16 protein-coding genes and 1 pseudogene are annotated in these 18,693 nt (G+C 71.3%); 7 read left to right on the top strand and 10 right to left on the bottom strand.

Going from position 1 to position 18,693, the window contains the following annotated elements:
* The first annotated feature begins 13 nt into the window (after window positions 1-13).
* Entirely contained in the window at window positions 14-559 is a 546-nt protein-coding gene (locus GXP74_RS27555) for a hypothetical protein (RefSeq protein ID WP_182453937.1), read from the top strand.
* Window positions 560-573: 14 nt separating this feature from the next.
* Here the strand turns inward: GXP74_RS27555 and GXP74_RS27550 are convergent, their stop codons facing one another.
* The 7 genes and pseudogenes from GXP74_RS27550 to GXP74_RS27520 all read right to left on the bottom strand — a co-directional run bounded on the left by GXP74_RS27550 (window position 574) and on the right by GXP74_RS27520 (window position 5,398).
* Window positions 574-936, bottom strand: a complete 363-nt coding sequence (locus tag GXP74_RS27550) for a VOC family protein (protein ID WP_182453936.1) — start codon at window positions 934-936, stop codon at window positions 574-576.
* A 198-nt stretch (window positions 937-1,134) separates the two neighbouring features.
* On the bottom strand, window positions 1,135-1,359 hold the full coding sequence (locus GXP74_RS27545; RefSeq protein WP_225448233.1) for a winged helix-turn-helix transcriptional regulator: 225 nt from the start codon (window positions 1,357-1,359) through the stop codon (window positions 1,135-1,137).
* Between the two features lie 169 nt (window positions 1,360-1,528).
* A pseudogene (locus GXP74_RS40995) lies at window positions 1,529-1,618 on the bottom strand (nucleotidyltransferase domain-containing protein); the annotation flags it as partial.
* Window positions 1,619-1,987: 369 nt separating this feature from the next.
* Window positions 1,988-2,353 carry a hypothetical protein gene (locus GXP74_RS27535; RefSeq protein WP_182453934.1) on the bottom strand — a complete coding sequence of 122 codons (366 nt, stop codon included), beginning with the start codon at window positions 2,351-2,353 and terminating at the stop codon, window positions 1,988-1,990.
* A 44-nt stretch (window positions 2,354-2,397) separates the two neighbouring features.
* Window positions 2,398-3,855, bottom strand: a complete 1,458-nt coding sequence (locus GXP74_RS27530; RefSeq protein ID WP_182453933.1) for a hypothetical protein — start codon at window positions 3,853-3,855, stop codon at window positions 2,398-2,400.
* A gap of 128 nt (window positions 3,856-3,983) precedes the next feature.
* Complete coding sequence (locus GXP74_RS27525; RefSeq protein ID WP_182453932.1) at window positions 3,984-4,304, bottom strand: helix-turn-helix transcriptional regulator; 321 nt, start codon at window positions 4,302-4,304, stop codon at window positions 3,984-3,986.
* Window positions 4,301-5,398: a site-specific integrase gene (locus tag GXP74_RS27520; protein ID WP_225448232.1), complete on the bottom strand. Its 1,098-nt coding sequence runs from the start codon at window positions 5,396-5,398 to the stop codon at window positions 4,301-4,303. The genes GXP74_RS27525 and GXP74_RS27520 overlap by 4 nt, the downstream gene beginning before the upstream one ends.
* Before the next feature lie 758 nt (window positions 5,399-6,156).
* On the opposite strand from GXP74_RS27520, the gene GXP74_RS27515 reads away from it, so the two are divergent.
* From GXP74_RS27515 to GXP74_RS27505, 3 genes are all read left to right on the top strand, one after another.
* The gene (locus GXP74_RS27515) at window positions 6,157-6,699 is read left to right on the top strand and encodes a SigE family RNA polymerase sigma factor (RefSeq protein ID WP_182453930.1); all 543 of its coding nucleotides are present in this window, start codon (window positions 6,157-6,159) and stop codon (window positions 6,697-6,699) included.
* A gap of 141 nt (window positions 6,700-6,840) precedes the next feature.
* Entirely contained in the window at window positions 6,841-7,866 is a 1,026-nt protein-coding gene (locus GXP74_RS27510; RefSeq protein WP_182453929.1) for a hypothetical protein, read from the top strand.
* Between the two features lie 4 nt (window positions 7,867-7,870).
* Window positions 7,871-10,126: a transglycosylase domain-containing protein gene (locus GXP74_RS27505; protein WP_182453928.1), complete on the top strand. Its 2,256-nt coding sequence runs from the start codon at window positions 7,871-7,873 to the stop codon at window positions 10,124-10,126.
* A gap of 11 nt (window positions 10,127-10,137) precedes the next feature.
* Here the strand turns inward: GXP74_RS27505 and GXP74_RS27500 are convergent, their stop codons facing one another.
* The 3 genes from GXP74_RS27500 to GXP74_RS27490 form a co-directional block, all read right to left on the bottom strand.
* A complete protein-coding gene (locus tag GXP74_RS27500; protein ID WP_182453925.1) occupies window positions 10,138-11,154 on the bottom strand; it encodes an SGNH/GDSL hydrolase family protein in 1,017 nt (338 codons plus the stop codon).
* A 211-nt stretch (window positions 11,155-11,365) separates the two neighbouring features.
* On the bottom strand, window positions 11,366-11,659 hold the full coding sequence (locus GXP74_RS27495; protein ID WP_182453924.1) for a hypothetical protein: 294 nt from the start codon (window positions 11,657-11,659) through the stop codon (window positions 11,366-11,368).
* Between the two features lie 162 nt (window positions 11,660-11,821).
* Window positions 11,822-12,862 (bottom strand): LacI family DNA-binding transcriptional regulator, encoded by a 1,041-nt coding sequence (locus GXP74_RS27490; RefSeq protein ID WP_182453923.1) that lies wholly within the window; start codon window positions 12,860-12,862, stop codon window positions 11,822-11,824.
* A 244-nt stretch (window positions 12,863-13,106) separates the two neighbouring features.
* On the opposite strand from GXP74_RS27490, the gene GXP74_RS27485 reads away from it, so the two are divergent.
* The 3 genes from GXP74_RS27485 (at window position 13,107) to GXP74_RS27475 (ending at window position 18,667) form a co-directional block, all read left to right on the top strand.
* On the top strand, window positions 13,107-13,694 hold the full coding sequence (locus tag GXP74_RS27485) for a hypothetical protein (RefSeq protein ID WP_182453922.1): 588 nt from the start codon (window positions 13,107-13,109) through the stop codon (window positions 13,692-13,694).
* A 261-nt stretch (window positions 13,695-13,955) separates the two neighbouring features.
* The gene (locus GXP74_RS27480; protein WP_225448231.1) at window positions 13,956-16,895 is read left to right on the top strand and encodes an RICIN domain-containing protein; all 2,940 of its coding nucleotides are present in this window, start codon (window positions 13,956-13,958) and stop codon (window positions 16,893-16,895) included.
* A gap of 317 nt (window positions 16,896-17,212) precedes the next feature.
* Entirely contained in the window at window positions 17,213-18,667 is a 1,455-nt protein-coding gene (locus GXP74_RS27475; protein ID WP_182453920.1) for a cytosine permease, read from the top strand.
* Window positions 18,668-18,693 lie beyond the last annotated feature (26 nt).

Below are 18,693 nucleotides of genomic sequence, written 5' to 3'. Positions count from 1 at the left end.
GGGGCCGGGGGTCGTGCGGCGGAGCGGGCGGCGGCGCGCGGCTACCTCGCGCGGGCCGAGGCCGAGGCGGTCGGGCACGGCCTGCCGCTGGTGCGTCGCCGCCGTCCACACCGCCACCACCCGGCTGACCGCCCCGGAAGCAACCACGCTGGCCGGCTTCACCCTGGCTGCGACGAAGGACCTCGCTCCGGCCTGGATCGCCGATGCCGGGGCCTGGGCCGAGGTGACGGCCGCTCACCTGGATGCCTACGGCCCCGACGTGGTGCCGCTGGGGCACCTGGATCTCAAGCCGCAGCACCTGCGCCGCCGCGCGGACGGCACCCTGGTGCTGCTGGACACCGAGACGGTGCGACCCGACGTCACGGGCCTGATCGACCTGGTGACGCTGCCCGCGGTGATGCGCCAGGCCGGGCGGGAAATGCCCGCGGCCCACGTCCTTGACCTCTACCTCGAAGCCTCCTGGGGCTACGGCGCCCGGTGGAGCGCCCACTCCCTGCGCGCGGCACTGCGGGCCTTCGCCGCCGCGACCGGCCTGCACGATCTGCACGGCCTGGCCTGACCCGCCGCACCCGCTCAGCGACCGTCATCAACCCCCAGCACGACCCCGAAGGGGTCGATGACCTGCGCGATCTGACGCTGGGGGGACACACGCAGCGGGCCGCGGTGGTGCGTGCATCCCGCCTCCAGCAACCAGGCCAGGGCCTTGTCCACATCAGCGACCCGCCAGTAGACCACTGGACTTCCGCCGCGAGGGTTGCGCTCGTCGTCGGCCGGGTGGAACCCGATCTCGACCCCGGCGTGCTCCACCCACGCGAAGACCGCCCCGCTCTCGCTCACCTCGCGGTGGACCGGCACCCCCAGCAGGTTGCCGTACCAGGCCGCAGCCTCGTCGGGTGAATCGGCGAACGCCATCACCGCCACGACATTCTCGAACATGGGCCTACCTCTGGGGATCACTGGAACGTGGCGCCACCCGATGAGGTGGCGCAGAAGAAGGGCAAACGGCGCCGGACACGCTGGTGGCTTCGCCACCGTCCGACTCCGCGGGCCAGGCCCCGAACGGGCCCGTCTGGCCGGGGCCGGACGCGCCGAGCAACGGCGCACCGCCCCTGTTGCGCCACGGCGGTCCCGGGATCACCGCTCCGCTCCTTCGAGCTGCTGCGGGATGCCGCCGGCGCGCAGTTCCCTCAGGTCCGGGATGTGGTTGTAGAGGGTGCCGGGCGAGACGCCGAGCATCTTGGCGATGGCGGTGATGCTGTTCTCCGGGTTGGGCAGCATGTCGCGGGCCATCCGAAGGATCTTCTCGTCGACCACGGTCGGCCTGCCGCCGACGTTGCCGCGGGCGCGGGCTGCGGCCAAAGGGAGATGGTTCTCGAAGCTGAACTGCAGCCCGCGCGAGGTGCCAGCGAGCGCGCGGCGGAGTGGGGGTGTACCGGTTGCCGCTGCCGGACATGATCGTCTGCGCGATGGCCTGCGTCATCTCCTCGTCGCGCTCGAAGAGAACGGCCAGGTCGACGTCCTTCGGTTCGAGCGCCCCGCGACTGTAGCTGCCGAAGATCCAGACCTGCCGCACCAGATACAGGGGCCAACTCTGGTCGGTGTCGAGCCGGCGGAGCATCTGCTCGACCAACTCCGTGGCCCGCTCCTGCTTCAGGCTCTGCCTCCCTGGTGCACAGCACCAGCGTAGGGGTACACGGGCACCCGCCGAGACCTCCGCGCGTACGTTCACCAGATCGGGTCCGGCCCTCACGCAAGAGGAGAAGGACCATGATCCTTCTCAGCGCTACTTCCTGTACCGGAACTACTCACGCCCGGTGAGGCCCGTGAGTTCAGAGATACTGAGGGTCGCTCAGTGGGAACCCGAGGGTCCGTCGCCGTGCTTCTCAGCTGTCGGTCAGCGGGTTCGTAGTGAACCGGCGATGGGAGCCTGTGGTGCGCCGACCGCATTTGGGGGCATCCGCGCTGTGGGCTCACTTCGACGGAGCGGTCACCGTGCGGCGACGTAGTGGCCACGGGCTACTCGGATCGCCAGGCCGTCCTTCAGTAGTCCGTCCATATAGACCGAGACGCCGCTGGCCTTGGCATATTTTCCCGCATCGGTCAGGGCTGTCGCGATGTCCTGGAGGGTCATGGAGCTAGGGGCGCCTTTAAGAATCGCCACGATTGCCTGGGCCTTCGTCATCGGACCCAGGTCAGTCGCGTCCGCTGGCGCGGTCGCGGTGAAGGCCGCCCGCTGCAGCGACTCCTGCTTGGCCAGCAGGCCTGCGATGTGCGCCGTGAGTCGGGCCTGTTCATCGTGGGCTTCCCGCAGTTCAGCGGCGACTCGCTTCAGGTCTTCGCTTAGTGAATTCATAGTCGATACATTAATAGATCATCATGCTAAGTGTCTATAGATTCTTAGGGTGCGATATCGGGATCTAGGAGCTGTCGGGCGGAGGCCGCGTAGCGGATGGCGGTCTTCTCGTCGATGCCGAAGACCAGGGCGAGGTGGAGTGGGTCGGGGCCGTGGGTGAGGGCTTCTTCGAGCTGGCGGTCGACGCGGAGGCGTTCCAGGTTCGCGGGGAGGTTGCGGGTGGCTTGGGTGACCCAGAGCTTGCCGACGGGTCCGTGCCCGACGGCGGACTTCTGGGTGATCAGCAGGTGGGGGTTAGCGGTGTTCGGCCAGCGGGTGCGCCGGTAGTCCAGCCATTGCATGAGGGTGTGGTGGGTGAGGTCGTCCAGCGGGCGGATGTGGTCGGCGATCGTGATCAGGCGGTTGCCGAGGTCGACGTCGTCGAGTCGCAGGGCGCGAATCATGCCCGGTCGAGCGGCGTGGACGGCGGCCAGGGCGATGATGAGGCGCGTGTGCGGGCGGGTGGAGGCGGTGACCGCCTCGTCGATGTCGGCCTGTTCCAGGGGCTGGAGGACGGGTCCGGCGTGCCTGGCGATGGGGATGCGGACGGTCGGGTTCTTGAAGACCTGGCCGGTCTTCTTCGCATGCCGGAACAGCGACCGCAGTGCGACGATGCGGCTCTCGCGCTGTTTGCCGGTGACCGCGTCGCGGACGTCGAGGATGTCCTGGCGGGTGACTTCCCGCAGGTGGTCGTAGCGGTTTGACCAGTCCAGAAGTGCCGGGCGGACCTCGTTGAGGTAGCCGCGGGCGGTGCCCGGCGCGCGTGGTTGCGAACGTGGACCGCCGTCGAGCAGGGTGCGGGCCCAGTCCTCGGCGGTGCGGCGGATTCCCGGGGCGACGCCGTGGAGTTTGCGCGCGAGCCAGCGGTCGACCGAGGGAGTGCGGTCGTCGATGAACAGGCCGAGCCGGCCCAGGACCTCGGCGGTGTGGACGACGGACAGTCCGCGGCTGCGAAGCGGCGGGAAGAGCTCGGAGTACCGGATCACCTCGCCCTCGGAATGGCCGGACAGCACGATGACCAGGGCGCGGTCGACGTCACTGGTGATCCAGCGGGTCCAGCCCCGGGTTTCGCCCAGTGCGAGGGCCTCCTTGCGGGCCCGGACCAGGCGGGGATTGTCGAGGTCTGCGTGCCTGCGGTCGAACCGACCGAAGTCCCTTGCGGCAGTGGACAGTTCGGGCTGGTGCCAGTGCGTCGCGGGCGGCGGGGCGGTGGGCAGGGGCTTGACTCGCAGGGCACGGCGGCCAGCCTTGCCGACGGGAGGTCCGCCGTTGCGGGGCCGCTGCAGGTTCGCGAAGAAGAGCTGCTGGTGGGTGACCTGCCGCAGGAACGGCAGCAGCACGCGGTCTCTGCCGGTAGTGCCCGCGGCCTTGCCCGCCCAGGTGGCCTGGGCTCGGCAGAGGCGGCAGTAGCCGTGCGCCTCGGGGATCGCGACCTCTCGGCGGCAGCCGGCGCACGTCCCCACGGCGTGGGTCTGGCCGTAGGTGTAGCAGCCGCGGCAGAACCTTCCCGGCAGTTGTCCCCACGACAGACACCCTGCGCACGAGGCAGCCGGCTTGTCGGCGCGTATGTGTCCCACTTGCGGACCTTCTGTCAGGCCGGCGGCAGCGAGCGGCCGTCGCGGCGCTTGGGCACGACCGTGGACGAGGAGCCGACCGCGGCCTGTTGGACGGTGTCCTGGCCGGGGCGGGTGACCGTCTCTGGCTGGGGGATCAGCAGGTCCCCGATGTCGCAGCCCAGCACGACGCAGATGACGTCCAGGTCGTCGAGCTTGAGGGAGACCGGCTGTCCGGACCACAGCCCGGACATTTTGCCGGCGGAGATCACCAGGCCGTGCTCGGCCAGACTCCGCTGCAGGTCGGATGCCTTCCAGACGCCCTTGCTCGCGGCCGTCAGTCGCAGGTTCCACCTCATCGGATCAGTCCTCCCAGCCGCTGTGCGGCGCGTTCCTGCCCGGCGACCCAGGCATCCTCGACCCGCGTGCGGTGCACGTGGACGTATCGCATTGTCGTCGCGATCCAAGAATGTCCTAGAACCTCCTGAATTGCGATGAGGTCCATGCCGTTCAGGTAGAGCTCGGACGCGCAGAAGTGCCGCAGCACATGTGGAGTCAACTTCTCTGCCCAGCCTGGGAGATGGACCTCCGCCGCCCCGGCCAGGCCCGTTCGCAGGGCGTCGTCGCCCACCCGGCGGGCCGAGCCGTCGGCGTTCTTGCGCTCCGAGGGGAACAGTGGGGCGCCGGGCCGGGTGTGGTCGTCGTCGAACTGCCCCCACACGTCCTCGATGAACCAGCGCAGGGTCCGCCCGACGTCGTTGATCAGCGGCACCATCCGCTCGCGCGGCCCCGAGCCCCGGGCGCCCTTGCCGTAGCGGACGTGGAGCTTGCCGAACCGGCCCAGGTCCCACTTGATATCCGCGAGGTCCAGTCGGCACGCCTCGTTCACCCGCAGGCCCACCCCCGCCATGAGCCGGGCAGCGGTGTAGTTGCGGGCGGTCGGGCCGAACTTGCGGCAGACCGCCAGGTCGCCGGCCCAGCCGCTGAAGAGCCTGTCCACCTCGGGTGAGGTCGGCGGGATCCGCAGCTGGGCGTCCTTGCTGCCGCGCGGGCGGTTCATCTCGTCGATCGGGCAGTCCACCACCCGGCCGGTCAGTTGGTGGATCTCGATCTTGTGCCGCAGTTCCAGGAACGCGAAGTACGTGGTCAGCGCCTGGGACCGGGCGAGCCGGGTGCCGCTGGGCGAACCGCGGAGCACCCGCCCGAAGTACGCGTCGGCGTCCGGGGGCTCCATGTCCCACAGCGGACGGCCGAACCACGTCCGGATCTGTTCCAGGTTGCCGACGTCGCCGCGGATGGTGCCGTCCGCCAGCCCCGCCGATGCCCGCGCCAGCACGAAGCCGGCGAGCACGTCGGTCTCGAACGCCTCCAGCTCTTCAGCCGAGGCCGGCGCCCGGAGCTCGCGCAGATCCCGTACAGCGGCCAGCGCCAACCCGAGCCTCCTCAGCTTCACGAGGAAAGTGGAACCATCGTGAAGACTGAGACTACTTCATGAATCCTGAAGTTCCTTCACTGGGGTGCTCGGATCGAAAGGGCACCAGAACGCCCTGGCCAGCAGGCTGGGCGCCCTCCCGGCATCAGATGAACTCACGGGATGTCGCACACCAGGTCGCAGCGGTCGGCACCGAGGAGTTCCCTGGTGACCAGGACGGCGGAGACCAGTGGCAGCAGGTCGTCCGCCATCCGCCGCAGCGCGGCGCGCAGGCCCTGCGCCCGGTACGGCTCGCGGTAGCGCCGGGTCCACGGTTCCAGCCAGTGGACGCGCCGGGCAAGGCCGTGGCCGATGGCCGCCGGGACGTCGAAGGTCGGCTCCAGGGCGTCGGCGAGGCGTCGGCTGGCGTCGTCCCGGGGTCACCTTCAGACCGGCCGCGCCCGCCCACAGGTCCAGCCGGGCGAGCGCCCCGGCGTCGCACCGCACCGTCAGGTGCGTCTCGAAGTCGCCACGGAACTCAGGCACCGGGTGCGGGTGCGGGTGCGGGGAGGCGGACGTGGACAGCGGCGCGGGTATCGGCTGGTCTTTCCAGGGGCGGGAGTGGCGGACGGCTGGGCCGATCATGCACGACGCCCCGGCCGCGCGTCACTCCGATCGCGCGGGGCGCTTCGCCGCCCTCGGCGGCGGCAGCGAAGCGGTATCAAAGCGGATAAACCAATTTCTTGATGTTTGGCTGCAACAGAACCATGTGGCCGTGGCGTTAGTGGGGCATGGAGCACATGGCAGTCGCCGGTACGGCGGCACGGTCCCGCGCGCAGGAGCCTGTCGACTTTCAGGAGTTCGCGGTGGGTCGGGGTGGGCAGCTGTTCCGGACGGCGTTCCTGTTGACGGCGGGGGACGCGCACCTGGCCGAGGACCTGGTGCAGGAGACCCTGGGGCGGATGTTCGCGCGCTGGGGGCGGCTGTCACGGGTCGACAACCTCGCCGGGTACGCGCAGACGGTGCTGGTCAACGTCTTCATATCGCAGCGCCGCAAGCGCAGCAGCAGTGAGTTGCCGACCGGGATCCTGGCGGAGCAGGCGGACGGCGTGGCGGGGGAGGGGGATCCGGCGCTGCGGCTGACGCTGCTGGCCTCGCTGCGGCGGCTCTCACCGCAGGACCGGGCGGTGCTGGTGCTGCGCTACTGGGAGGACCGCAGCGTGGAGGAGACGGCGGCGGCCCTGCGGCTGTCGTCCACGGCGGTGCGCTCGCGCAGCAGCCGGGCGCTGGAGCGGCTGCGCGGGGTACTGGGCAGCAGCTTCGCCGAGATCGCGGAGCGCTGATCGCCCGTGGACACGGACTCCGAACACTCGCCGAGCACCGGCCAGGCAATCCCCGGCCAGGCAATCCCCGGCCATCCGAAAACCGGCCATCCGAACACCACCGACCACTGGTCACCGAGCAGGGAAGCAGAGGTAAACGGCATGTCTTCGGACATCGAGGCTGATTTCGCCCATGAGCTGAGAGCGGTGGCCGAGTCGGCGGTGCAACCGGCTCCGGCGAGCCTGTACGCGGGGGCGGTCAGCCGGGGGCGGCGGATCCGGCGGGTGGCCATCGTCAAGCGGACGCTGGTGGGTGTCGCCACGCTCGGGGTGATCGTCGCGGTGGGCGTGCCGTTGCTGGGCGGCGGCGCTTCGGGCGGCAGCCCCTCGGTGGAGGCGGCGGCCCCGTCCACGGCGACGGCCGCGCCCACGGCGACAGCCAAGCCCTCGGCCACGGCCGAGCCCGCGACCACGGCCGAGCCCGCACCCAAGGACAGCGCCGGCACCGGCAGCGTGAAGCAGCCCCTGAAGAGCTCGGGCGGGGCGGCCGCGGCTGACACCGCCTGGATGCCGGACTATGTCGCGCGGACCCTGCGCTCGCTGTTCCCGGCCAAGTACAGCACGGCGAAGCAGAGCGCGCTCGGAGTCGACTTCGGGGTGTTCGCCCCCCAGGTGGAGGGCCTCGGAGGGGAGTGGGGGGCGGAGGTCGAGACGGACCTGGCGACCGCCAACGGCGAGTCCACCACCTCGCTGCTGGTGGAGCGGATCCCCTCGAAGGACGACTACTGCTCCAGCAACGCGGGCGCCTACGACGTCTGCACCGTGACCTCCGTGGACGGGGGCACGATGATGGTGGACAAGTCCTGGAAGGACCCCGAAACCGGGACCGGCAACGCCATCTGGACGATGGTGTGGAACGGGCCGGACGGTCAGTCGGTCACCTTCGGTGAGGCGACCGGCGCGCCGACCCAGGCGCTGACGGTGCCGCAGGTCGAGGCGCTGCTCACGGCACCGGCCTGGAACCGGGTGTGGCAGGCGCTGCCGGCGACCTGCCCGTACGGGGCGATGGGTGATCCGCACGCGACGGGGCCCGAGGACGCCGGTGGGCAGGAGGGTCTGGTCTGCGCCACGAGCCGCGCGGCGGCCATCCCGATACCCACGCTGCCCGCCAGCGGCGGGAGCAACTGAACTCGTGCGAGCACAGAAGAAGGAGAAGGTCCGGCGCACCGGCTACCGGCGGGTCATCGACTACCCGCGCACCGGCCGGTCCGGCTGGCGCGCGCTGCTCCCCTCCTGGCGGCTGGTCGGCGGCGGGCTGCTGGGTTGCGTGGTGGCCCTGATCGGCCTGGTGCTCATCGTCTACGCCAACGTGAAGGTGCCCGACATCAACGCGTTGAAGATGCCCACGGCCACGGTGTACGAGTACTCCGACGGCACCGTCTTCTACGCGGCCGGACTGCAGGACCGGCAACTGGTGCCCATCACCCGGGTCCCGGAGACGATGCAGCACGCCATCGTCTCGATCGAGAACCCCACCTTCTACTCGGATGCCGGAATCGCGCCCAAGGGCATCCTCCGGGCGCTGGTCAGCGACGTCCAGGGCGGTGAGTTCGAGGGTGGCTCGACCATCACCCAGCAGTTCGTCAAGAACGCCTATCTGACGGACAATCCGACCTTCACCAGGAAGCTGGTGGAGATCTTCAAGGCGGTGAAGATCACCGCGACCTTCCCCAAGACGGAGATCCTCGACGACTACCTCAACACCGTCTACTTCGGCCGCGGGTCCTACGGGATCGAGGCCGCCGCCGAGACCTACTTCGGTGTGCCGGTCGACCAGATCACCGACCCCGCGCGGGCGGCCTACCTGGCCGCGCTGGTGAACGAGCCGACGGTGCTGTCGCAGACCGATCCCACTTCACAGCAACTACTGAAGGCCCGTTGGGCGTTGGTGCTCAAGGCGATGGTGAAGGCCGGTCAGCTGACCCCGGCGCAGCTCCAGGCCGCGGTCTGGCCGACCGCGCTGCCGCTGCCCGGCGCGGTCAGCTACGACGCCAACGGGGTGGACGACTCGGCGATGGCGCAGGTGGCCGACACCTACCTGGACAAGCTGCACCAGCAGGACCCGGCGGTCCCCAGCTCCGCCGCCGCGCACGCGGGCGGTGACGTCATCCGGACCACCTTCAACCAGGCCGACATGACCGCCGCGGTACGGACGGTGAAGTCCGACCTGTACGAGCGGCTGAACCCGAAGAGCCCGGGCCAGGCCGCCGTCGACAAGGGGGTGCAGGTCGGTCTCGCCAGCGTGGACACCCACAGCGGTGAGCTGCTGGCCTTCTATCCGGGCAGCACCCAGTACGACAACGCGACCCAGGCGCAGATCGAGCCCGGTTCGCAGATGTCGGCGTTCGCCACCGCCGCCCAGCTCGGCGCCGCCGGGTCCGGCCAGAGCGGCTCCATGACCGCCGCGCTCGGCGAGGGCGGCGGGGACTCCGCCTCCGCGTCGCAACTGTGGTCACTGATGGGGAAGGTGGGGCTGACCCAGAACCTGGAGGCAAACCCGACCGAACTCCCGGAACCACTGGCGAAACTGAGGAAGGATCAGCAACTCGGGCTGGGTATCGCGCCGGAGTCGCCGGCCCGGATGGCCGCCGCCTACGCGGTCTTCGCCGACGGCGGCGTGTACCACGAGTTGTCGATGGCGCTGTCGGTGACCGTGAACGGCCGTACGGTGTGGCACTACCGGCCGCAGGGCAGCGCGGCGATGTCCGCCGACACCGCCGCGACCATCACCGGCCTGCTCGCCTCCCAGGGCGCGGCCCCCGTCTCCAACTCGGCCGTCCCGCCCGGTCCGGCGGCGCTGTCGGCGGTCGGCGGCGACGAGCACACGGCCGGTGAGAGCGGTACCATCGGCGGCGACGCCAGCGCCTGGTACTCCGGCTACACCACGGACATCGTCACCACCGTGGGCCTGTGGGACTACCGGGTGGATCCCAAGGGCAGAACCGTGGTGCAGTCGCTGGACCACCTCGGCGGCCTCGACGCCGACCTGAGCGTGGTCTTCCCGACCGACATCTGGCAGGACTACATGAAGTCGGTCACCGGCGGCCGGTCCCCGGCGTTCCCGAACCCGCCCGCGTCGGTGGGGGGCGCCGCCTCGTCGGCGCCGCCGGTCGCGGACGGCGGGCAGTGGTCGGTCCCGATCGCCCCGGCGACGCCGACCTCGGGTCGGACCTCCTCCAGGACGTCCGGCTCCCCGGCTCCCAGCAGCCCGCCCGCCAGCCTGCCGCCGAGCAAGTCCTCCGGTCCGGCCTCGCCGGACCCCTCGCTCACCGCCTCGCTCGTCCCCTCCACGCCGCCCTCGCCGGGCGACGCGGCGGACTCGCCGCCCACCTGGCCGCACTCCCACCACTCCGCGCCGAACCCGCACCACTCGTCCTATGAGGGGTAGTTGACGAAACGTCAGTAGGCGGCGGCGATGCTGTGCTCGACGGCGGTGGCGATGCCCTGTTGGCCAACGGCGTTGGGGTGCATCGGCGCCGCCGCCGCGTCGGGGAACAGCGGTTCGATCCAGCGGGTGGCCCGGGCGGCGCAGGCGTCGTGTCCACGGGAGGGCGTGTAGGTGTCGACGTAGACGTCCCCGGCCGCCCTGGCCTGTTGTTGCAGCACGCGGTTGAGCTGGACCTCCTCCCCGTTGAGGTAGTCGACGTCGGCCGCGGTGACACCGAGCACGTGCGCGCACCCCGCACTGTCCGCGGTGGGCAGCAGGTCGGGGTAGCCGACGACGAAGACCCGGCTGTGCGGCGCGAGTTGGCGGATCCGGGCGAGCACACCGGCCAGCGCGGTGGCGGTGGCGCCGATCCGCTGCCCGATCTGGTCGGTGCCGTCGTCGGTGTAGTACGCGCGGCACGGCGCGTCCTCGTCGGCGAAGTGGTGCAGCTTGCCGACGACGTCGCCGAGCGCGTCGAGGGCGACGCAGTGGGTGAGGATCCCGGTGAAGTCGATGTCGTTGCCGCCGATGCCGACGGTGACGAGCGCGGTCCCCGCGTCCACGGAGGAGAGTTGGGCCGGGTTGCTGCCGTCCTGCGTGCTCTGCGGCGACGACAGGTCGCCGGTGGTCGCGCCACTGCAACTGACGTCGTGCACCTCACTCGGCCCCAGCTTGAAGTAACGGGCCACCAGGGACGGGTAGTTGCGGCTCGAACGGTCGCAACCGGCCGGGCTGCCGACCGGGTCCGGGATGTCGAGGCCGGAGGTGTAGGAGTCCCCGAGCGCCACATAGGGGCCCTGCGGCGTCGGTGTCGGCGTCGGCTTCGCCGCACGGGCCGGGGCCGCGCCGGAGGTCGCGGTCGGGGCGGTGCAGCCGACGAGCAGCAGGGCCGCGGCGAGGAGCGGCGCGCCGGACGCCAGGCGGGCCCGTCGGCGTCGGGGCGCGCGCGCCCGCCGCCCCGGACCGGCGGGGAGTTCACGGTCTGCCATGGCGGGCTCGCCCTTCGTAGGAGTGCGGCGCGGCCTTCCCGGTCGGGCGGCAGCGCCTGCCGCGGTGCGCGGAAGGGCGCACCGGCGGCCCGGCGCGACCGCGACCGCCCGTCCGTCCGTCCGTCCACGACTTGTCCGTTCACGACGCTATCCGCCCGGTGCGACGGGGGATTCCTCCTCAAGGAGGAATCCCCGCGGTCGGGAGTCGCCCTTAGGGGGAGCCGAGCGGCAGCCGGCCGGTGGGGTCGGTCACGGTCAGGTCGGCGATCAGCTCGAACAGCGGTTCGTGGCAGTCGGCCAGGCCGGTGGGAGGGTGGCCGGTTGGCAGGCGGCGGTGGTCGGCGAGGTGCTCCTCGCGCAGGCGTTGGTAGGGCAGGTCGGCGGCGGCCAGCGTCCGCCCCACCTCCTCGGCGGGGCCCTGGTCGGGGCCGACCGGCTGCCGGTCGTGGCCCCGGTACCCGGTGCCGACGGCGACCAGCAGCTCGTCGGCGCCGGTGACGGTCACCGCGTCCGCGGTGGCGGTGATCCGGCCGTTGCCCAGCGGCAGCGCCTCCAGGAACCCGGCGGCGGGCTTCCGGTACCAGAGCGTGGGGGCGGACGGATGACGGGACTCCTTCGGCGGGAGGTCGGTGCGCGCGCGTGCGGGTCGGCGGGATCGGGGCCCGGGTCAGTCCGTGCCAACCCCGGCCGGGGCGGCGCCGGTCGCCCCGGGGACCGGGCCGGTGCTCTCGCGGACGATCAGGGTGGGCCGGAGCAGTTGCAGCGCGTTGGTGGGCGCGGTCTGCGCGGCGAGCGAGCGCAGCAGCAGTTCGGTGGCCTGCCGGGCCATCTCCTGCTTGGGGAAGACCACGGTGGTGAGCGTCGGGCGGGCCTGCCGGCCCTCCTGCATGTCGTCGTGCCCGACCACCGACAGGTCGCCCGGGACCGACAGTCCGGCCGCCGCCGCGGCCTCCAGCACGCCGTAGCTGAGCACGTCATGGGTGGCGAAGATCGCGGTCGGCGCGGGATCGGCCGCGAGCGCCGCGCGCGCGGCCAGCGCGCCCCCGGCGGGCGTCGGCTCCGCCGGGACGAACACCGAGGCGTCCGGCACGCTAAGCCCGTCGCGGGCGAAGGCCCGCCGGAAGCCCTCCAGCCGGGCCGTGTGCGCGGGCAGGCTGGCCACCACCGCGACCCGCTCGTGCCCGAGCTCGCGCAGATGGCGTCCGGCCAGGTAACCGGCCTGCTCGTAGTCGATGGTGACCACCGGGAAGTCGCCCGGCGCCTCGCTCTCCCAGGCGCACAGCACCACCGGGAAGCGGGCGTCCGCCAGCAGCGGCAGGTGGTCGATCAGGTCGCGGTCGCCCGCGATCAGCAGCGCGTCGACCGAGCGGCTGGACAGGCCGGCCAGGTGCCGCCGGGCGCGCTCGCCGTCCAACCGGGTGGTGCACAGCAGCAGGTGGTAGCCGTGCTGCTCCAGGACGTTCTCGACCTCCTCGACGACCTCCGAGTAGAAGGGGCTGGCCACCGTCGGGACGAACAGGCCGACCGTCATCGTGGTGCCGGTCGCCAGCGAACGGGCCACCAGGTTCGGGGTGTAACCGAGCTCCTCGATCGCCGAGCGCACCCGCGCCGCCGTCTCCGGCCGTACCGGGACGCGCCCGGTGACCACGTTCGAGACGGTCTGCTTGGTGACTCCGGCGCGCTCGGCCACTTCCCGCATCGTCGCCATCGGGTTCCTCGCCTTTTACCGATCAAATGAATTGGGCTGAAACGTAGCCCCACACCCGAATCCCGTCAAGACAGCTTGGCGGGGCCGGTGGTGGCTGCATCAGCCATTCTCCCACGGTGACCGGGTCGATGAATGAGCGGCTGCACAATCCTGCGCACGGCCTCTTGTTTTAGCGGTCAAATAAGCCGTACTGTTCCGACCCAACGAGCGAGCCCGAGGTCGCAGGCCTGACGGGGGCTCCGGGGTGTTGGCGCCCCCTGCGAGAGGAAACTTCCATGCGAAACAGGATGAACGGAGCACCGAGCGGCTGCGCGGCCGCAAGCTGTTCTGCTGGGGCACCACGACCGGCGGTCGGCACTGGCAGGAGTGGCTCCCCGGGCCCGACCGCGCCTACCTGGAGATCCAGGCCGGACTGGCCCGGACCCAGCTGGAGCACCTGCCGATGCCCGCCCGCAGCAGCTGGTCCTGGATCGGGGGCTACGGCCTGCTCGCGGTCGACCCGCAGACCGTGCACGGCAGTTGGGACCAGGCCCGGGCCGGGGCGGGCGCCGCGTCGGCCCAATCACCGGCAGCCGCTGGCGCGCTGCTGGAGGCCAACGCCCGGGACTGGCACGCCCTCTACCACCTCGGCCTGCTCCGACTGGCCGACGGCGAGGACGAGGCCGCCGACCTGCTGGTCCGCGCGCACGACCGGATCCGGGAACTGCTGGCGGAGGGGATCCGGGCGGACGACATGCGCGCGGGCGAGCTCTCCCTGGACGCCCTGTGGCTCGCGGTCCACCCCGGGCAGCCGATCCCCCCGGCGTACGACTTCCGGATGTCGGAAGGCTGACACAGACGTCCGCTGACGACGGCCGACGGGGCGCGCGGACGCCGCCACCCGGCCGCCGCGAGTGGAAACGGGGGACCACCGCACCACACCGCACCACGCACCACACCGCACCACGCACCACACCGCACCACGCACCACATGTGCACCGCAGCACGCACCGCACCGCACCGCACCACGCACCACATGTGCACCGCAGCACGTCTGCACCCGCACCCCCACCACGCACCCCCACCGCGTGGGTGCCACGACAAAGGAGTCACGGTGTCAGCTCGCTCCACCAGACCCGCACCGAAAGAACCCGTACGAAGAAGACTCGTCGGGGCCCTGGCCGCCCTGGCGCTGGCGACCCTCGGCGTCAGTGCGCTGACCGCCGCTCCGGCCTCGGCCACCGCGGCCACCCCCAGCTACACCGTCAACGTCGGCTCGATCGGGTCCTTCGGCAACCCCGACGACACCCCGGCCAGCCCGTTCGTCGACAAGGACGGCACCTTCTACTACCAGGAGTCCAACTCGCTCTACGGCGCGACCGACTCCCGCAAGTGGAACTTCTACACCGGCACCGACTTCGACACCGCGACCGCGGACAGCGCCCTCGACAACGCGGTCAACCCGGCCAACTCCCAGGACTCCAACGCCGACACCACCTGGCGTTGCGACAACAGCCCGACCGGTCTGGAGGCGACCGCCGCGCCCTCGGGCTCCGGCTACGCCGAGGTCAACTACTGCGACCTGGTGGGGGTCTGGGTCGATCCGGACACCGGGAACTGGTACGGCCTGGTGCACGACGAGTTCACCCCGCAGCCCTTCGGCGACGGGCTGCACTACGACTCCATCGACTACGCCGTCTCCACCGACCAGGGCAAGGTGTGGACCATCGAGGGCCACGCCATCACCTCGCCGTACAGCACCGATCGGGGCGACACCACGGCCTTCCCGAACCAGACCTACGACTACGGTGACGGCGACCCGAGGCTGTTCGTGGACACCGCCTCCGGGTACTTCTACGTCTACTACGGCTCCCGGATCGTGCCCAAGGGCGGGGTCGGCGGCAGCACCGGCGGCCTGGCGCACGTCGCCCGCGCGCCGATCTCCGGCAAGATGGCGACCGGCACCTGGCAGAAGTGGTACGACGGCGCCTGGTCGCAGCCCGGCGTGGGCGGCCAGGAGAGCAACATGGTACCGGCCACCTCGGCCGCACCGACCGGCTACACCCCGGTCGGGCAGGACTACGACCCGGCCAACACCGGCACCGTGGACCAGCAGGTCGCGGCCGGTGAACTACCGTCCAAGTCACCGCTGTTCATCATGAACATCGCGTACGACGCCTACCTCGGCCTGTACCTCGGCGAGCCCGAGGTGGTGAACACCAGCACCCCGCAACCGCAGCAGTTCTACGCCACCGCCAACCTCGCCACCCAGCAGTGGACGCTGATCGGTGACTCGGGCAGCTACACCTCGGACTCCTGGTACCGCTGGTTCCTCGACAACCAGAACCTGACCAGTTCGACCATCGTCGGTGAGAGCTTCCGCTCCTACTGCGCGATCGCCTGTGCCGGCTCCTCCGGCGAGTACGCCAACCTGACCGTCGGCTCCAGCGCCCCGGCCGCCACGCTGTTCAACCCGGCCGACACCTACCGGATCGCCAGCGCGGACGGTCAGTTCCTGGGCCAGGTCTCCGGCAGCTCGGCCACCGCCTCGCAGGCCTCGGCCAGCGGGTCGACCCTCCAGGCCTGGTCCTTCGTCGCCGACGGCGACGGCTCCTACCAGATCGTCAACGCCGGAACCGGGCAGCTGCTCGGCGTCGGCAGCAGCAGCACCGGCAGCCGTGCCTGGGGCACCGCGCCCACGGTCACCGCGACCGGCGGCACCGGCCCGACCGTCGGCCAGCAGTGGTGGGTGATCCCGGACACCAGCTCCAGCAGCGGTGCCACCAGCGGCAGTTACCGCCTGGTCAACCGCTACAGCGGCTTGGTGGTCGGGCTGACCACGGGCTCCGGCGCGGTCGCCGAGACCACCCCGGCCCGCTACTGGACCAACACCACCGGCAACAGCGTCGGCGGATCGCGCACCAGCAACGAGCAGACGCTGACCGTCACCGCCGTCGGCACCACCGCCGGTACCGTCACCGTGAACCCGATCGGCGCGCAGAGCTGGACCGACGGCACCGCGGTCAACCTGCAGGCCACCGCCGCCTCGTCGACCGGGGCCACACCCGCCTACTCGGCCGTGGGCCTGCCCGCCGGGGTCACCGTCAACTCCGGCACCGGCCTGATCAGCGGCACCCCGAGCAGCACCGGCAGCGGGACCGCGACCGTCACCGCGACGGCGGGCGCGGCCTCGGGCGCGACCACCTTCAGCTGGTCGGTCGCTGCTCCCTCGCTGCCGAACGGCAGTTACACCGTGCTGCTGCAGGGCCAGGCGCTGGAGGACCCCGACTCGTCCACCACCGAGGCCCGGCAACTCGACACCTCGGCGCTCACCGGCGCGGCGAACCAGCAGTGGACCTTCACCCAGCAGTCCGACGGTTCGTACCAGTTGGTCAACGGTTCGTCGGGGCAGTGCATGGACGACAACGGCGGCTTCACCACCGCCGGTACGACGGTGATCCAGTGGCCGTGCAGCGGCGCCAGCAACCAGCACTGGACGGTGGCGCAACTGTCCAGCGGGGCCTACACGCTCACCAACGCGCACAGCGGCCTGTTGCTGACCACCGCCTCGACCGGCAACGGCGCGCTGGTCACCCAGCAGCCCAACACCGGCTCGGCGCTCCAGCAGTGGACCCCGGCGGCCAACGTGACCGGCAGCCACACCGTCGCGCTCCAGGGCGAGGCGCTGGAGGACCCCAACTCGTCCAGCGGTGACGGGATCCAGCTCGACACCTCGGCGCTCACCGGCGCGGCGAACCAGAACTGGGCCTTCACCCAGCAGTCCGACGGTTCGTACCAGTTGGTCAACGGTTCGTCGGGGCAGTGCATGGACGACAACGGCGGGTTCACCACCGCCGGTACGACGGTGATCCAGTGGCCGTGCAGCGGCGCGAGCAACCAGCACTGGACCGTGTCCCTGCTCGCCAACGGCGGCTACACGCTCACCAACGTGCACACCGGCCTGTTGCTGACCACCGCCTCGACCGGCAACGGCGCGCTGGTCACCCAGCAGCCCAACACCGGCTCGGCGCTCCAGCAGTGGACCGTCCACTGACCCGCTGACCCACCCCGGCCAGGACCTGTCGGCCCCAGCGCCGACAGGTCCGCCGGCTACGCCTGCGGGGTGCGGTGCTCGTGCTGCCTGGTCCAGGCCTCGCCGGGACCGCGTACGCCACGAGCAGTCGGCCGGGATCGCCGCAACTGCCTCTTCGCGGGTCGGCGGAACCGCGCGGCCGTTCGCCCCGGTCTCGATTCGGCCCGGCTTGCCTCCGGACGGTGACCACACCCTTGACGAGAGGCGTCCGGGCACTATTGGATGAGCGACCAATAGATCGGCCGTCCCTCAGGGCATATCGGTTCGGAGAACTCCCCATGGCTGCCAAGACGCCCGCCCGCGCCACCGGATCCCCCCACGCCTCGCCCGACCCCGACGCGCCCACCAGCGGGAACGGTCCCCGGGGCGGCGTGGAGGCGCACGGCATCGACGTCATCCCCGACAGCGAGCGGCACGGCCGCCCGCGGGATCTGTTCGGGGTCTGGGCCGCGCCCAACGTCAGCTACCTCAGCCTGGTCGTCGGCGGGGCGCTGATCCTGATGGGCCTGAGCCTGTGGCAGGCCCTCGGCGTGGTGGTCGTCGGCAACCTGTTCTGGGCGCTGGTCGGCCTGGTGTCCGTCAGCGGCGCCGCCTCGGGCACCCCCAGCGAGGTGATCATGCGGGCGATGTTCGGCGTCCGCGGCAACCGCGCGAACATCGCGATCACCGGGTGGTTCGCCTCGGTCTGCTACCTCGCGCTCAACTGGGCGGCCGGTTGCCTCGCCGCGTTCTCGCTGGTCGAGGAGGTCGGACTGGACCCGGACACGCCGGTCAAGGTCGTGATCATCATCGCGGTCGCGGCGGCGACGCTGGCCATCAGCGTCTACGGCCACGCCATGATCGTCCGGCTGTACACGCCGTTCTCCATCGTGCTCACCCTGGTCTTCCTGGTGCTGGCGGGGTACGTCCTGAAGCACGCCGACTGGGACTACCACCCGCGGCAGTCGCTGCACGGCAGCGCCCTGCTGGCGGCGCTGGCCGGGGGCCTCGCCCTGATCGCCTCCGCGCCGCTCTCGTACAGCAACAGCGCCGACTTCACCCGGTACCTGCCGCGGCAGACCAGCCCCGCCGCGATCGCGGGCTGGACCGCCCTCGGCGCCTTCATCCCCAGCGTGCTCTTCACCGGCCTGGGCGTGCTGGCCGGGACCGCGCTCGACATGACCGACCCGCAGGGCGCGCTGGAGTCGATCATCCCCGGCTGGTTCAAGCCCGCCTTCCTGCTCGCCATCGTGCTGTCCGCGGTCGCCAACAACGCGATGACCGCCTACAGTTCCGGCCTCGCGCTACAGGCCGTCGGCGTCCGGATCCGCCGCTCCCGGAGCGTCGCCCTGGACGGCACCCTCGGCGTCGCGCTCACCCTGTACGCGCTGCTGGTGTCGAACTTCCTGACCACCGTCAACAGCGTGCTGGAACTGATGGTCGCGCTGATGGGCCCGACCATGGCCATCTACGCCACCGACGTGCTGCGGCGGCGCAACGGCTACGACGGCCACGAACTCAGCGACGAGACCCGCACCGGGCCGTTCTGGTACTCCGGCGGCGTCAACTGGGCCGGTGCCACCGCCCTGGTGGTCGGCGCCGTCGCGGCCACCCTCTGCGTCGACACGCAGCTGTTCACCGGACCGGTCGCCGCCGCCATGAACGGCACCGACCTGTCACTGCCGGTCGGCATGATCCTCGCCGCGGGCCTCTACCTGCTGCTGACGCGCCGCCACCGCGCCGCCCGCGGCTGACCGACCCAGCGCCCTACCCCGCCGCA

Source organism: Streptacidiphilus sp. P02-A3a (assembly GCF_014084105.1).
Lineage (GTDB): Bacteria > Actinomycetota > Actinomycetes > Streptomycetales > Streptomycetaceae > Streptacidiphilus.
This window is presented reverse-complemented; position numbering and strand designations above follow the sequence as displayed.